General features: G+C 52.1%; 14 protein-coding genes. 4 read left to right on the top strand and 10 right to left on the bottom strand.

Annotated elements, in window-relative coordinates:
• Positions 1-62: 62 nt before the first annotated feature.
• Genes KDD30_RS04495 through KDD30_RS04475 form a run of 5 tightly spaced genes read right to left on the bottom strand, consistent with a single transcriptional unit; the run spans position 63 to position 4,610 of the window.
• Positions 63-974 (bottom strand): alpha/beta fold hydrolase, encoded by a 912-nt coding sequence (locus KDD30_RS04495; protein ID WP_249199197.1) that lies wholly within the window; start codon positions 972-974, stop codon positions 63-65.
• Positions 975-1,034: 60 nt separating this feature from the next.
• On the bottom strand, positions 1,035-1,589 hold the full coding sequence (locus KDD30_RS04490) for a Slp family lipoprotein (protein ID WP_211647586.1): 555 nt from the start codon (positions 1,587-1,589) through the stop codon (positions 1,035-1,037).
• Positions 1,590-1,632: 43 nt separating this feature from the next.
• Complete coding sequence (locus tag KDD30_RS04485) at positions 1,633-1,929, bottom strand: chromosome segregation ATPase (RefSeq protein WP_211647585.1); 297 nt, start codon at positions 1,927-1,929, stop codon at positions 1,633-1,635.
• A 23-nt stretch (positions 1,930-1,952) separates the two neighbouring features.
• Positions 1,953-2,657 carry a tRNA (adenosine(37)-N6)-threonylcarbamoyltransferase complex dimerization subunit type 1 TsaB gene (gene tsaB / locus KDD30_RS04480; protein ID WP_211647584.1) on the bottom strand — a complete coding sequence of 235 codons (705 nt, stop codon included), beginning with the start codon at positions 2,655-2,657 and terminating at the stop codon, positions 1,953-1,955.
• The gene (locus KDD30_RS04475; RefSeq protein ID WP_211647583.1) at positions 2,658-4,610 is read right to left on the bottom strand and encodes an ATP-dependent DNA helicase; all 1,953 of its coding nucleotides are present in this window, start codon (positions 4,608-4,610) and stop codon (positions 2,658-2,660) included.
• 222 nt (positions 4,611-4,832) lie between these two features.
• Here KDD30_RS04475 and purU point away from each other — a divergent pair, with 222 nt between their 5' ends.
• Positions 4,833-5,666 carry a formyltetrahydrofolate deformylase gene (gene purU / locus KDD30_RS04470; protein WP_211647582.1) on the top strand — a complete coding sequence of 278 codons (834 nt, stop codon included), beginning with the start codon at positions 4,833-4,835 and terminating at the stop codon, positions 5,664-5,666.
• 51 nt (positions 5,667-5,717) lie between these two features.
• Here the strand turns inward: purU and KDD30_RS04465 are convergent, their stop codons facing one another.
• Complete coding sequence (locus tag KDD30_RS04465; RefSeq protein WP_211647581.1) at positions 5,718-6,299, bottom strand: VOC family protein; 582 nt, start codon at positions 6,297-6,299, stop codon at positions 5,718-5,720.
• A 391-nt stretch (positions 6,300-6,690) separates the two neighbouring features.
• Here KDD30_RS04465 and argS point away from each other — a divergent pair, with 391 nt between their 5' ends.
• Positions 6,691-8,421, top strand: a complete 1,731-nt coding sequence (argS, locus tag KDD30_RS04460; RefSeq protein WP_211647580.1) for an arginine--tRNA ligase — start codon at positions 6,691-6,693, stop codon at positions 8,419-8,421.
• A 130-nt stretch (positions 8,422-8,551) separates the two neighbouring features.
• Positions 8,552-9,604, top strand: a complete 1,053-nt coding sequence (locus KDD30_RS04455; protein ID WP_211647579.1) for a GGDEF domain-containing protein — start codon at positions 8,552-8,554, stop codon at positions 9,602-9,604.
• Positions 9,605-9,608: 4 nt separating this feature from the next.
• Here KDD30_RS04455 and KDD30_RS04450 read toward each other — a convergent pair whose 3' ends face one another.
• On the bottom strand, positions 9,609-10,208 hold the full coding sequence (locus KDD30_RS04450; RefSeq protein ID WP_211647578.1) for a DUF924 family protein: 600 nt from the start codon (positions 10,206-10,208) through the stop codon (positions 9,609-9,611).
• 168 nt (positions 10,209-10,376) lie between these two features.
• Between KDD30_RS04450 and KDD30_RS04445 the strand changes: the two genes are divergently transcribed.
• Positions 10,377-10,805, top strand: a complete 429-nt coding sequence (locus tag KDD30_RS04445; protein WP_211647577.1) for an HIT domain-containing protein — start codon at positions 10,377-10,379, stop codon at positions 10,803-10,805.
• Positions 10,806-10,850: 45 nt separating this feature from the next.
• Here KDD30_RS04445 and KDD30_RS04440 read toward each other — a convergent pair whose 3' ends face one another.
• The 3 genes from KDD30_RS04440 to KDD30_RS04430 are packed head-to-tail and all read right to left on the bottom strand — an operon-like array spanning position 10,851 to position 13,623.
• Entirely contained in the window at positions 10,851-11,096 is a 246-nt protein-coding gene (locus KDD30_RS04440) for a FeoC-like transcriptional regulator (protein WP_211647576.1), read from the bottom strand.
• A complete protein-coding gene (gene feoB / locus KDD30_RS04435; protein WP_211647575.1) occupies positions 11,093-13,399 on the bottom strand; it encodes a Fe(2+) transporter permease subunit FeoB in 2,307 nt (768 codons plus the stop codon). The genes KDD30_RS04440 and feoB overlap by 4 nt, the downstream gene beginning before the upstream one ends.
• Entirely contained in the window at positions 13,396-13,623 is a 228-nt protein-coding gene (locus KDD30_RS04430) for a FeoA family protein (RefSeq protein ID WP_211647574.1), read from the bottom strand. Before KDD30_RS04430 ends, feoB begins: the two co-directional genes overlap by 4 nt.
• Positions 13,624-13,822: the final 199 nt, after the last annotated feature.

Raw genomic sequence — 13,822 nt, 5'->3', positions numbered from 1 at the left:
TATTCAAACACTTGTTCTAAGCAAGCATTACAGCACAATTAACATTGAATTAACACAACTGATTAGACCAGCTGTTTGAACTTTGAAGTCAACAGCAAAATCTGATCACAAACCTTTTGGGGACTTTCCAGATGGCAATGATGCCCGCCCGGCACGACAATCTGATCTGCGCTGGCAAACCAGGACAAGCCTGACTCCGGCGCTTTTAAGTGAGCAAATCCCTTGTCGCCAACAATGGAAAGCACCGGGCATTCAATGCTGGCGACCAGTGCTTTCGACTGCGCCTCGGTCAGCCGGATTAATGAGTCACAGCGTAACTTGTCATCATGACGCCAGGACCAGCCTTCACCATCCTGATAAATCGCGCGCTGCACCAAAGGCAGCAATTGTTCCGAAGTTAGTCCGTTGACACGACAACGTACTGACAATGCGGCCTGAAATGAGTCCATCTTAAGTGCGGGCTTCTGTCGTTGCCGTCGTTTCATCCGGCTGTCGATCCCGCTGCGCAACCGATCCGCAGCCAAGGCTGCATTTTCATACAGCGGAACCAGTCCTTCGATAAGGATCAGGCCAGACACCGCTTCCGGATAAGCGCCTGCATAAGCAGCAGCCACCAGCGCACCTAATGAATGCCCCATCAGCATCACAGATTCCCCGGAAATAGCCTGCATCACCTGCGCCAGCGTGTCGACGTAATCCATGAAATAGTAATAATTATCCGGATCGCGATGCGCTGACAGCCCATGTCCGGGCCAGTCTATCGCAACCAGATGAAATACCTGACTCAGTGGTTCAAACAAAGGTGTAAAACTGGCAGCGTTATCATGCCAGCCATGCAGGCAGAGCAATATCGGCCGGTTTTCCGAATCTAACGCCTTCAGCCTTCCCGCCTGCAAGGCCCCCCGGCAGGGCTGGAAAGAAGCCAGGACAGCCAACTCAGTTTCGGCCAGGTGCAATCGGCATTCGTGCATCATGGGGAATTCTCATTCGGTCTGCGCTGATCTCTGATTCAGAGGTCGCAGTAAAACAAAGGGCTACGGCGTCAGTTGATAGTGAACGGTCGCATCACCCGGCCGGAAACCGTAGTGAATATACTGGCAACGTATCCCGAGACAGCGGTAATAGGCGTCGATGTCATCCAGACGAATACGTTCTTTCACCTGCCAGACCTGCTGACCTTGTGCAAAAACAACCGGATAGGTGTAATCGAAATGACCAATCTGACCAATTTCGCTGCCGCGAAGCTGACCGGCAACGGTCACCAGTTTACCTGCAGCATATTCAATCGGATCGGCAAAACCGTCCAGATAAGCGATAAAGCGGCCCTGCGGCTTTGCCTGGATATCCGGTCGTCCGGAACGATCAGTGGGCAAGCTTGCGATCTCTAGCCGGGTACGATCGGCTTCATTCACAACGGATGCAATCACGCCACCAAGCCTGACATCTTTACCCTGCACACCTTGCGGATTTTCAATCACCATCGTCAGATCAGTGATGGGCTGCTCGGCAGCGGTTTGCAAACTTTCCGGCAGTTGGCTACAGCCGCTCAATAACAGCAGGGTCACGCCAAGAATTGACTTTTTCACCATAAGATCCTTTTCAAAGAAGCGTTCAAGAACAGCTCTGCAACACTTAAACGAACAAGTCGATACCAAGCAGCCGGGCGTATTCTTCCCGTTTGGCCTGATGCAATACGTCCATATAGGCTGACAATGCCTGTTTATTTTTGCCCTGCGGGCTATCGTATTGCACCTGACTGCGCGCATTTTCTATCAGCGCCGGATCTTTGATCGTTTCCGCAACAACTTGAGCCACCACAGTCGGCTGAGGTGCAGACGAAGCAGAAATTTCAGTTTTCTGCTTTCGGTTCGTCCGCCGGGTTCGCTGCGGCGCCTGAGTGGTTGTCGGTAAACGCGGTATGGTGACCATAAAGGCGTCATGTCCTGATTCGTTTATTCTCTACCAGGCAATTTTTTCCACGTGACTTCATCACGCAGATAAACCGGACTGGCATGCTCAGCATCGACCGTTTCGCCACGCTGCAAAGCAAACTGAGCCAGCCAGGCCATATCCTGGGCTTCAGGATAAAGGACTGTACTGACTTGCTTTTCGACCGCCAGCGCCGCTAATTGTTCCTCATAACTTTTCCAGCCGGTCCCTGCGGTCAACCAGCGGGCTTCAGGCACAGCAATCAAACGATCTGCAGCCAATTCAGGTGGGAACACGGCTTCATCGCCCAGAACCTTCCAGTCGCCATTGACCTGACGCTGATACTGACCCCAGTAGATTTCGCCCATTCGGGCATCGATGGCTGCCAGAACGTATTCTGCCTGATGTTTGCGGTACGTCCCCTGAGCCATTGCCGCCAGTGTAGACACCCCAATCATGGGCAGATCTGCACCGAACGCCAATCCCTGAGCGATCCCAATACCAATGCGAACCCCGGTAAAACTGCCCGGTCCCCGGCCAAAGGCCAGTGCGTCCAGTTCGCCCAGACGATATCCGGCTTCTGCCAGAACTTCATCAACCATAGGCAAAATTTTGGTGGTGTGCTCACGCGGCGCAAACGCACAACGTGCGATCACTTCGCTTCCTGATATAAGCGCGACGGAGCAATTCTCGGTCGCGGTATCTACAGCTAAAATCTTACTGCTCATTCAAGCCTCTGAATGCTGGCTGTCTGCAATGTCCTGCGCCTGATGCAGGCCAGACAGAAACTGCCCGACGCCGTTCACATCCCGGGTCCGGGGGATCGGCGGCAAGCTTCGTAAAAATACAGCGCCATAAGGGCGCGTGACCAAACGGTTATCGCAAATCACCAGCACGCCTTTGTCCTGCTGGTCCCGAATCAAACGGCCGACACCCTGCTTCAGGGTGATCACCGCATCCGGTATCTGAACTTGCGAGAATGGATCCCCGCCACGCAGGCGGCAATCCTCAATCCGGGCCTTCAGCAATGGATCATCCGGCGCGGTAAAAGGAAGTTTGTCGATAATAACACAGCTGAGCGCTTGCCCTCTAACATCGATGCCTTCCCAGAACGCACCTGTTGCAATAAGCAGCGCATTTCCCAATTCCAGATATTCTGCCAGCAATTTTTGTTTGCTGGTTTCGCCCTGAACCAGCACCGGCAACGACAGGCACTCACGAAATCCTTCGGCCAATTCCCGGACCATCTGATGTGAGGTGCACAGGAAAAAACACCGTCCCTGATTCGCTTCAATCACGGGGGCCATCATGCTCACCAGTTTCGCGGCCATGCCATGACTGTTTGGCTCCGGCAAGAAACGCGGTACACACAGCAACGCCTGCTGCTCATAATCAAACGGACTGGGCAGTGACATCTGTGCCGCAGGCTGTAAACCCAGACGATGGCTGAAGTGACCAAAATCCTCGTCCACCGCCAGCGTCGCCGATGTAAAAATCCATGCGCCTTTCTGCTGTTCAATCTGCTCATGAAACTTTTCTGCGACCGACAACGGCGTAATATGCAGACTAAAGTGTCTTGGCGTGCACTCGTACCAATAGGAATAGCCGGTGATCGATGTGTCACACAACCGTTTGAGACGGGCTTTGAGTAAAGTCGTCCGCTCGAATGCGGCATCGAGCAATTCGCTCCGCCCCAGAGCCAATTTCAGCACATCATGCGCCAGTTCCAGCGCGTCATTCAGCCGGGTCAGTTCCCGCTGAATCGCCGGGCTGCTGACTGCATCGCGCCAGTTGCCGCGATAGCCGGGTTCGCCCAGAACCATGCGCATGTCCGAGGCAGCCATACTGAGCCGGTCGGCCATCTTCTCCAGCTGACGCATATCGCGCGCTTCAGTGCGGTAGCCAATGGTAATATCTTTAGCCAGTTCCTGAAGCTGACGACTCGACAGGCTCTGCCCGAAGTACTGGCTGGCGATATCCGGGATCTGGTGGGCTTCGTCAAAAATAAAGACATCGGCTTCCGGGATCAGCTCACCGAACCCGGTTTCTTTGATGGCGAGATCGGCCATGAACAAGTGATGATTGACCACCACAACATCCGCGTCCATGGCTTTGCGGCGAGCTTTCACCACAAAACAATCTTCATAAGACGGACACTCGCGTCCCAGACAATTGTCATTCGTTGAAGTGATCATGGGGATCACCGGGCTGTCTTCCGGAATGGCATCACATTCGCTGACATCGCCCGTTTTGGTTGCAGAAGACCAGCTTCGGATAGTCACCAGCTGACTGAGCTGAGCCTGATCGACAAACCCACCGTGGCTCTCAGTGATCTGACGGCTCAAGCGATCCAGACACAGATAGTTCGACCGCCCTTTCAGTAATGCCACTTTGCCGGTAAATCCCAGCGCGTCGGTCATTAAAGGCAAATCACGGTTGAACAACTGCTCCTGAAGGTTTTTAGAACCGGTACTGATGATTGTTTTATGGCCTTTCACCAATGCAGGCACCAGATAAGCAAAGGTTTTTCCCGTCCCGGTGCCCGCCTCGACCACCAGCTGATGCTGATGCTTGATTGCGTTCTCAACCGCTTCTGCCATGTCAATCTGGGGCTGGCGTGCCTGAAATCCGGGAATGGCTTTTTCCAGCGCACCGCCGGGTTGAAAAAATTTCGCAATCATTCGGGTCAGTCTATTGGTTATTTATCCAGTATCGGCCGATTATGCCAAGAAAGCAGAGTGACAGCCAGTCACGAGGCTGCCAAAAAATTATTGAGAGAGATCACAAAAGTTTTGACGCCGGGATCAATCCCATGTAAACAATGAGGTTCTGTCATCCATGCCCGACGGGGATGGCCTGACACTCAATATAACTCATAAAATATGCACGCAACGAAGGACACCATGGAAAAGAAAACCCTGCTGACCGACTGCCCGGATGCAATGGGACTGATTTCTAAAATCACCAACATCTGCTACAAACATCAGCTCAATATTGTCCACAATAAAGAATTTGTCGATCACGGCCACCGCCAGTTTTTTATGCGCACCGAACTGGAAGGCGTATTCAATGATGACACTTTCCTGTTCGATTTAGACCGCGCACTGCCGGAAGGCAGTCACCGTCGACTGGTCAGCTCAGAGCGAAAGAAAATCGTCATCATGGTGACCAAAGAAGCCCATTGTCTGGGTGATATTCTGGTCAAAGCCTATGACGGGACGCTGGATGTGGACATTGCTGCCGTGGTGGGCAATTACGACAAGCTGGCAAATCTGGTTGAAAAGTTCGGGATTCCATTCCATCACGTCGACCATGAAGGCCTGAACCGTGAAGAACACGAAGCCAAACTACTGGATTGCATTGCGCAGTACACACCAGACTACGTGGTACTTGCAAAATATATGCGCATTCTGACCCCGGATTTCGTGGCCCAATATCCGCACCGGATCATCAATATTCACCACAGTTTCCTTCCGGCGTTTATCGGGGCTAAGCCTTACCTGCAAGCTTACGAGCGCGGCGTCAAAATCATCGGGGCCACCGCTCACTTTGTCACCAATGATTTGGACGAAGGGCCGATCATCACCCAGAACGTAATTCCAGTGGATCACAATTACAGCGCTGAAGATATGGCCCGTTCAGGCCGGGATGTTGAGAAATCGGTCCTGAGCAAAGCATTGAGTCTGGTGCTGGACGACAAAGTTTTTGTTTACGGCAACCGTACCGTCGTACTGTAAAGCTCAGAAAACAAACCGCCGGGGAAGCCAGCCAGCTTCCCCGTTTTTAGTTCAGCCTTCGCTTTCAATCACAGCTTTCAGTGAGCAGGGATGCAGCTTGATACAAACGCCCCCTTTTTTGAATGCAAAGGTCGGATTTGCCAGCCGCTCTTTCTCACCGGAGGGTGTGCTTGCTTTCACCTGTATGCCAGCCTGTTCCACCGCCTGCCAGTCCAGCGCAGGGAAAACATTTTCCAGCTCGGTTTTCAGCGCATCCGTCGTTGCAGCCTGACAAGGCACGACGAATTCCACATGCTCCCACCCTTGCTGCGGGTATTGCTTATCGCCCGGATATGGCAGCTCAAGCGCTTCAATCTGCCAGTCACCGGCTTGCAGGAGCTGATGGAATCCAATCACGACTATCGGACGGCCATTGATTTCATTGGTTGACCATTCCTCACCATACTCAAGCCAGGCCTGATGCAATTGTGCGGCCAGGGCAGCATCATTCACCCGCAGTGCCAGGTGATCGGCCTGACAAGCAGATAAATCAAGCCCCAACTGTTCCGCCAGTGCCGAAATTTTCGCCATAAACTCAGGCAACTGGGCCAGCATTTGTTCCGGATGAAGGTTTGCCTGCCGTAAATCCTGCATATGAATTCTCCTCGCTCATTCAGGGCGCCCATTATCCACAGATTCCTTTTCAGCAAAAGCCTTGCCGGGAAAGCAGGCTGCGGACATTCAGCCGGAAAAAAATCGGCGATGTTCGCCTTTTCACCTTGCCAAATACCCTGTATTTATGGGTATTATTACGGCTAACTGATTTTTGTATTCATACAGCCGTTTTCAGGCAGCCATCAAGCTCTCGTCAGTGTAACCCGAATCACCTTTTTTTTGTCATCAGAGTGGTCAATGCTCCCTTCTGATGCCATTGCTGACCACGCTAAGCATCGGTAATCGCACTGGGCTGTAACGAATACAACTTTGAATACCCAAGAGTTTTGCCTGTGCGGCAGGCGACAGACCCGATTTAAAGGAAAGACGTGTGAACATTCAAGCACTCATTAACGACAAAGTATCTCAGGCGCTGGAAGCAGCGGGCGCACCTGCAGGCAGCCCTGCAGCCGTTCGCCAGTCCGCCAAAGTTCAGTTTGGTGACTATCAGGCCAATGGTGTGATGGGCGTTGCGAAAAAGCTGGGAACCAACCCGCGCGAGTTTGCACAAAAAGTCATTGATGTGCTGGATCTGGGCGACATGGCTGAAAAAGTCGAGATTGCCGGTCCGGGCTTTATCAATATTTTCCTGAATAAAGCATGGCTGGCTGAGCGTGCATCAGAAGCACTGGCGGACAGTCGTCTGGGTGTTGCAACCCAGCCAAAACAAAACATTGTGGTTGACTACTCTGCCCCGAACGTTGCGAAAGAAATGCATGTGGGTCACCTGCGCTCAACCATCATCGGTGATGCCGTGGTCCGTACCCTGGAGTTTTTGGGCCATCACGTCATTCGCGCCAACCACATCGGTGACTGGGGAACTCAGTTCGGCATGCTGATTGCCAATCTGGAGCGTGTTCAGCAGGCATCCGGCGAAATTTCCATGGAACTGGCTGATCTGGAAGCTTTTTACCGTGAATCGAAAAAGCTTTACGACGAAGATGAAGCCTTCGCAGAGCGTGCACGAAACTATGTCGTGAAACTGCAAAGCGGCGACCAGTACTGCGCGGACATGTGGAAGAAGCTGGTCGACATCACCATGGAGCAGAATCAGCACAACTATGACCGCATGAATGTGTCGCTGTCGCGTGACGATGTCATGGGTGAATCCATGTACAACCCGATGCTGCCTGGCATTGTGGCAGACCTGAAAGCCAAAGGTCTGGCCGTTGAAGATGATGGCGCACAGGTTGTCTTTCTGGATGAATACAAAAACAAAGACGGCGAGCCGATGGGTGTGATCATCCAGAAGCGCGACGGCGGTTTCCTGTACACCACCACAGACATTGCCTGTGCAAAATACCGTCATGAGCAGTTCAATGCCGACCGTGTGCTGTACTTCATTGATTCCCGTCAGCACCAGCACCTGATGCAAGCCTGGACCATTGTTCGTAAAGCAGGCTACATTCCTGAAACCATGTCTCTGGAACACCACGCTTTCGGCATGATGCTGGGCAAAGACGGCCGTCCGTTCAAGACCCGCGCCGGAGGGACCGTTCGTCTGACCGATCTGCTGGACGAAGCTGAATCCCGTGCGACTGCGCTGATCGAAAGCAAAAACCCGGAACTGGATGCAGAAGAGAAAGCGAAGATCGCTTCCACTGTTGCCATGGCTGCGGTGAAATATGCCGATCTGTCGAAGCATCGGACCACGGACTACGTTTTTGACTGGGATAACATGCTGGCTTTTGAAGGCAACACAGCCCCTTACATGCAGTATGCATACACCCGTGTGATGTCTGTTTTCAAACGTGCGGGTCTGAATGAAAATGAACTAACCCATCCTGTGGTCATCAACGACGAAAAAGAGCAGGTGCTGCTGTCGAAACTGCTGCAGTTTGAAGAAGCGGTCGAGACCGTGGCCCGTGAAGGTCATCCGCATGTGATGTGCAGCTATCTGTTCGAACTGGCCGGAAACTTCTCCAGCTTCTATGAAGCCTGCCCAATTCTGAATGCAGATGAACCAGTCAAACAAAGCCGCCTGAAACTGGCGCTGCTGACAGCAAAAACAATCCGCCAGGGATTGGATCTGCTGGGTATCGAAACGTTAGAACGTATGTAATCTGACTGAATATCACAGTTCTCTAATAGAGCAGTGCTAAACTTAAAAAGCCTTCTGGGTTATCCTAAGAAGGCTTTTTTATGCCGTAAATCAGGATCATCTGACGCTTAATTTTACATGGAATGTTGTAATGAGCCTTGACGACTCAAACGTGACCCACAACGGTGTAACTGACGATTTTCTCGCATCGACTCAAACGTTGCGTAAAACAATTCCGTTGATGATAAAGCATAAAGTGCCGACAACACCGGTCAATTATGCATTGTGGTACAGCTATACCACCAATCAGATCCCCATGCTCAATCAGGCCATGGATCAATGTCTGGAACAGTATGGTCATTGCCCGCCCAGCCTGAGTGATTCCCTCTACCGCACCCACTTAGTTCAGCGGCCGGACAGTACACAGGGGCAGATTACACACAGCCTGCAGGCCATTATGGATGAGCTCTGCCATACCATGGCGGGATCCAGAAATGATACCCATACATTCCAGCAATCATTGACCAGAACCTGTCAGCGGCTGAGTCAGAAAGCCGCACAGGGGGTCAATGTGCATGAAGCCAATGGACTGGTCCAGGAACTACTGGATGAATCCAAAACCATGCATCAGTCCAGTACCCTGCTCCATCAGCAGTTGGATCATGCCCAGCAGGAAATCGAGAATCTGAAAAAAGCACTCAAGGACAGCCTGAAGCATGCCAATGAAGATCCACTGACACTGTTACTCAATCGCCGTGCTTTTCAGCAGGATCTGAACAGTTGTATCCAATACCAGACCCCATTTAGCCTGATCTTACTGGATATCGATCATTTCAAAATATTTAACGACGATTTTGGCCACCTGATGGGTGACAAGGTCCTGTGTTCGGTTGCGCGTCACCTGCAAGCCTGGTGCGAACAAGGTATGCAGGCTTATCGCTATGGTGGTGAAGAGTTTGTGATGATTCTGCCCGGTGCCGATTTGCAGCTCGCGCGGCAAAAAGCAGAGCAACTGCGCCAGCTGATTTCCAGTATTGCCGTGCAGGACAAACAGTCTGGCAAAACAGTCCGCTCTATTACCGCTTCGATGGGCGTCGCAGAGCAGTCCGGGAAGGAAAATGGCCTGGCAGTCCTTGCCCGAGCGGACAAATATTTACTCCAGGCCAAAAATCTGGGACGAAACCGGGTGCTGCCTTTGAGCTGAACAATTATTGTCCGTACCGGGATGCCGTTTGGAGGAAAGTGATTTCATCCCGCGTGGACAGGCGGCCGCAAGCTGCATTCCGGTGCGGGAAACGCCCGAATTCTTTGATCACCTGATAATGGCTCACCGCATACTGATAAAAATCATCAAACATCGCTTTATGTTCAGGTGACACCGACTGTCGTAACTGATCGAAACGAAACAGACTTTCTTCCTGATCTTCCAGTGCCTCTGAATGCTCAAGCGGCATATAAAAGAATACCCGTTCGATGGGGGCTAAGGCGCGGTCAAAATTTTTTGTCAGCCCGCGCCGACAAAGTGCCTGGGCCAGCACATCATAACGAAAAGCTGCCGCCAGCCCGCGGTAGATATTCCGGCTGAACTGATCCAGTAAAATCAGTAACGCCAGAGTGCCCCGGGGGGTTTCCGTCCAGCCATTCAGCTCCCCCCGTCCCGCCTGACTGACAAGAATCCGAAATTTATCCGTGATTTCCTGATCAATGGCCTCACTCCCCTCAAACCAGAGACGTTGTTTATTCACTTCAGTGATATCGCCATTTAATGGTCCAAACCAGTAATCTAACACCTTTTCATCTTCAGCCATGAATTTTCCCCTGTCCTCGTCTCTTGTCGCTTGGGATACGCTTGGCGCACCGCTTCCGCCGTTCCAATATGTAGTTTATCCTAGGGCGAGCTGAACGGGTGGGAATGGAATTTGTTTCTACCCGATAACCGACTTGTGAAGCACTTAATAAAAAGAAGGAATATTGCAATGAGTTTCAACCTTCATCCGCGACTGAACGCGGATACTCTGGTCATTGGTGATTTACCCTTATGTCGGGTCCTGCTATCCAGAGAAGCCATTGGCCCCTGGCTGATCCTGGTGCCAAGGTACGAAAACCTGCGCGAAATTCATCATCTGCCCGTTGAAGACCAGCAGCAACTGATGACTGAATCTTGTGCCACCGCACAACTGCTCGAGACACATTTTCATCCCGATAAGATCAATATCGGCGCTCTGGGCAATCTGGTGCCACAGCTGCATATTCACCATATAGCCCGCTTCACTACTGATGTTGCCTGGCCCGGCCCGGTCTGGGGGAATACAGAAGGGGTACAACGCAGCAACCATGACGAGCTGGCCCTGGTTGCGCAATTGAAATCTATTTTTCATGTCTTGCCAGATTTCGTACCGGCCTAATTCAAACATCAAACAAGCAGGGAGAGCCCTGCTCTCCCTGCTGAATTATCTGAGGATCACCGTCACCGGTAGCTCATCCGGCTTGAGCAGCCGGTACCAGACCTCACCGGAGGGCAGACAGCAATCTCCCGAGCGACAACCACCACGCTCCTGACCAATCACCCCTTTTCTCAGCCACAGAGCCATCATGGCATCCACCCCATCTTCACTGAGACCAAATTGCCGGGCCAATTGATGACGACTGATCCGGCCGGACTGTTCAACCTGTGCCCGTAACTGGTGCAGGATCATGACCGTACCCGCTTCAGCCTTTGGCTGATATGACGCTGGCCATAACGTTTCAAAGCAAGGACAACGAGGCAATTCAGCACCAGCACTGCCGCTATCCAGCGGACACTGCTTCCGCTACCCAGTTGCGCCACCTGATAACACAGAGTCGACAGACTGAAGGCCAGCCACATCGTCCATGCCGCCACCGACATTGCAAACCGGCGGCCAAACTCACGGGCATACGCCCCCACCGCCGCAACACAGGGGGTATAAAGCAAAATGAACATCAGATAAGACAGTGCCGCAGCCTCACTGTTGAATCCGGTTCTGAGGCTGTCGTAGACCGAAACACTGACCCCCTGCTCAGAAGCAGCTATGGTCGTGTCATCCACATCACCCACACTCATCCCCAGCGGATCACTGTAATTCAGTGCAGCCAGATTTTCAGGAACCGACATTACAGCCGCCTGTAATCCACCCCACAAATCATAGGGCGCATTGCTGTTGTCCTGCGAGGCATAAAGACTGTTGAGCGTTCCCACAACGGCTTCTTTGGCAAACAAACCCGTCATGATCCCGACCGTTGCAGGCCAGTTCTCTTGCTGAATCCCAAGGGGAGATAATAGTGGCGTCGCAAGCTGTGCAGTTTTCGCCAGTACAGAATCCGGACTGTCTTCATGACCAAAAGTCCCGTCCGTCCCGATTGAATTCAAGAAACTCAGTAAGGTCACCACCAGCACAATGGTTTTCCCCGCTCCCAGCACAAAGCGTTTGAGCTTATGCCAGGTGAGTATCAGGACAGCACTGGCCTGAGGCCATTCATATCTTGGAATTTCCATGATCAGCGCTTCACTGGAACCGGGCAAAAGCGTGTGCCTTAGCAATAAACCCGTCAGCACAGCGGCCAGAATCCCCGCCAGATAGAGTGCAAACACCAGATGCTGCCCATGATGGGGAAAGAACGCCGCCGCGAACAAAGCATAGACAGGTAAACGAGCACCGCAGGACATAAACGGAGCCATCGCAGCAGCCAACTGCCGCTCGCGCTCCTGCTCTAATGTCCGGGTTGCCATAATCGCGGGCACATTACAGCCAAAACCCAGCACCAGTGGCACAAAAGCTTTGCCGGGCAAGCCGATTTTTTGCATCAGTTTGTCGAGTACAAATGCTGCCCGGGCCATATATCCCGAGCTTTCCAGCAAGGTAAGCATCAAGTATAAAAAAGCAATCACCGGAATAAAGGTCGCCACGGTCTGAATACCGCCCCCCAACCCGTCACATAAAATGGTCACCAGCCATGCAGGCAAGCGGCCATCCAGCACATGATGTCCGCCATCGACCAGCACCGTACCGACACTGATATCGAAGAAATCAATAAAAGCACTGCCAACATTAATCGAGACCAGAAACATCAGATACATCACCAGCATCAGAATCGGCAACCCCAGCCAGGGGTGCAGTACCCAACGGTCAATCGCATCACTGGCCGCCAGACTGCACTGACCTTGCTGGCGACGGACCTGAGTGCAGAGCTGATGCAGAAAACTGTATCGGGTTTCTGCAAAACTGATATCAGGATCGATCTGTGATGCGATGCTCAACCGGCTTTGTTGAACAGCCTGCTGCAAGGTCTTCGTCTGATCCTTGAGCAACAGTTCATCTCCTTCCAGCATTCTGAGCGCCATCCCTCGCGTTGCCAGAAAGCGGTCATTTCCTGCCTCTGTTCTCAGCCCCATTTGCAGTAAAACCGCCACTTCCGCTTCAATCGCAGCCTCAAAGCGAGGTTCCGTTTGTCTCCTGCTGACCTGCCAGTCAGGCGCAGCAAGCACCTGAGCCAGCGCACGCTTAAACCCGGCCACAGACTCAGCCTGATTCGCTGCAACGGTGAATACAGGGCACCCTAAACGCACAGCCAGCTTCTCTGTGTTGATCTGCTCACGATTTGCCTGTAATACATCCATTTTGTTCAGGACAACCACCACAGGCAAACCTAACTCCAGCAGTTGCAGGGTCAGATACAGTCCACGTTCCAGGCAGGTAGCATCAACGACATTCAGCACAACATCTGCCGATTCCGTCATCACCACCTGAGAAGCAATCGCTTCATCCAGGCCAGCGCCGGAGGCATCGCTGCCCAGTTGATAAAGTCCCGGCAAATCTGTCATCACATACTGACAGTCCTGCGCTGTATATCGGCCTGTTTTCTTATCGACCGTGACCCCGGGCCAGTTCCCGACTTTCTGACGGGCACCAGTCAGAGCATTAAACAAAGTCGTTTTACCACTGTTTGGGTTGCCAATGGTCAGCATGATATGGGAGGTCATTTCAGGCAGACCTCGACGCAGTTGGCGATCCTTTTCTGAATGGCCAAATCACATCCTCTGAGACGGACTTGCAACGGATCACCCAATGGCGCCCGGCGGATGAGCTGAACCGGGGTGTTTGGCAATAGCCCCAGCGCGACAAGACGCTTTCGCTGTTCAGACGGCAAGCCTGCAATATCCGAGATCACTGCATGATCTCCAACAGAAAGTTCTGATAAACGCATGAAAAACACTCAACAATAATCATTCTTATTTTTAAATGTTAATGATGCGCGTCCAATAAAACTTGATCGATATCAAACGGATCCGATGAAGACTTTGAACACTATGTTTTCAATAATGAAATCAGTCTGGAAACCAGACGAGCAGAGGCGAAACAGGACAGCGGTTTACATCAGAGATAAAAATAAAAACGCATCCGAT

The organism is Photobacterium sp. GJ3 (genome assembly GCF_018199995.1).
Classification (GTDB): domain Bacteria; phylum Pseudomonadota; class Gammaproteobacteria; order Enterobacterales; family Vibrionaceae; genus Photobacterium.
This window is presented reverse-complemented; position numbering and strand designations above follow the sequence as displayed.

Bases quoted from the DNA above. Each gene is read 5' to 3' on its own strand.
- KDD30_RS04495 (WP_249199197.1), bottom strand. From the start codon at position 974: ATGATGCACGAATGCCGATTGCACCTGGCCGAAACTGAGTTGGCTGTC.
- KDD30_RS04490 (WP_211647586.1), bottom strand. From the start codon at position 1,589: ATGGTGAAAAAGTCAATTCTTGGCGTGACCCTGCTGTTATTGAGCGGC.
- KDD30_RS04485 (WP_211647585.1), bottom strand. From the start codon at position 1,929: ATGGTCACCATACCGCGTTTACCGACAACCACTCAGGCGCCGCAGCGA.
- tsaB (WP_211647584.1), bottom strand. From the start codon at position 2,657: ATGAGCAGTAAGATTTTAGCTGTAGATACCGCGACCGAGAATTGCTCC.
- KDD30_RS04475 (WP_211647583.1), bottom strand. From the start codon at position 4,610: ATGATTGCGAAATTTTTTCAACCCGGCGGTGCGCTGGAAAAAGCCATT.
- purU (WP_211647582.1), top strand. From the start codon at position 4,833: ATGGAAAAGAAAACCCTGCTGACCGACTGCCCGGATGCAATGGGACTG.
- KDD30_RS04465 (WP_211647581.1), bottom strand. From the start codon at position 6,299: ATGCAGGATTTACGGCAGGCAAACCTTCATCCGGAACAAATGCTGGCC.
- KDD30_RS04455 (WP_211647579.1), top strand. From the start codon at position 8,552: ATGAGCCTTGACGACTCAAACGTGACCCACAACGGTGTAACTGACGAT.
- KDD30_RS04450 (WP_211647578.1), bottom strand. From the start codon at position 10,208: ATGGCTGAAGATGAAAAGGTGTTAGATTACTGGTTTGGACCATTAAAT.
- KDD30_RS04445 (WP_211647577.1), top strand. From the start codon at position 10,377: ATGAGTTTCAACCTTCATCCGCGACTGAACGCGGATACTCTGGTCATT.
- KDD30_RS04440 (WP_211647576.1), bottom strand. From the start codon at position 11,096: ATGATCCTGCACCAGTTACGGGCACAGGTTGAACAGTCCGGCCGGATC.
- feoB (WP_211647575.1), bottom strand. From the start codon at position 13,399: ATGACCTCCCATATCATGCTGACCATTGGCAACCCAAACAGTGGTAAA.
- KDD30_RS04430 (WP_211647574.1), bottom strand. From the start codon at position 13,623: ATGCGTTTATCAGAACTTTCTGTTGGAGATCATGCAGTGATCTCGGAT.